This is a genomic window from Pseudoalteromonas sp. TAE79 (assembly GCF_000498015.1).
In the GTDB taxonomy this organism is placed as follows: Bacteria; Pseudomonadota; Gammaproteobacteria; order Enterobacterales; family Alteromonadaceae; genus Pseudoalteromonas.
Genome location: NZ_AUTL01000010.1, coordinates 1 through 521 on the forward strand (window position 1 = coordinate 1; position 521 = coordinate 521).

Sequence of the window (521 nt, forward strand, 5' to 3'; positions counted from 1 at the left end):
GCATCGTCCCGACCGCTGGCATTGGCTATCTCGGCCAGCGCCTTATCCACTTTGACCTGGTCACGACCCACTATAGTTACCGAGGCACCGGCCTCGGCCAGCCCCTGGGCAATGGCCAAACCGATGCCCGCGGTAGAGCCGGTGACCAACGACTGTTTGCCCGTGAGTTCAATTTTCATCATTTAATTCCTCTTGCTATTGATTTTTGAGGGGACGTCACCCACTCAACCAAATTGAAACGCCGATAACTGGGTTTCCATCACCCGTTCGGAATAAACCTTCTTGCCGGGCTCCTCGCCCGCTGCACCCGCTGCCACGAGCAATGGAATCAGGTGTTCCTCGTCTCCATGCGGATGACAATCGAGGGCGTGGGGTGCCTGAACCCATTTCCTCAATCGCTGATAACGAATTCCGGAGTCACCTTCGACAGTGTCCGTCAGCCAGTCATCGAACGCCTCGGAGAGCGGTGTAAACCGCTTGTCGCCGTAGCCACGCATGTTGTGGAAGCTCATGCCACTGCC

Annotated in this window: 1 protein-coding gene and 1 pseudogene; both read right to left on the bottom strand. The window is 56.8% G+C overall.

What is annotated here, in order from left to right:
- Nucleotides 1-182 (bottom strand): SDR family NAD(P)-dependent oxidoreductase (locus tag L655_RS0100165; RefSeq protein ID WP_029751508.1); only part of this gene is annotated, 182 nt, incomplete at its 3' end.
- Nucleotides 183-224: 42 nt separating this feature from the next.
- A pseudogene (locus L655_RS0100170) lies at nucleotides 225-521 on the bottom strand (dioxygenase); the annotation flags it as partial.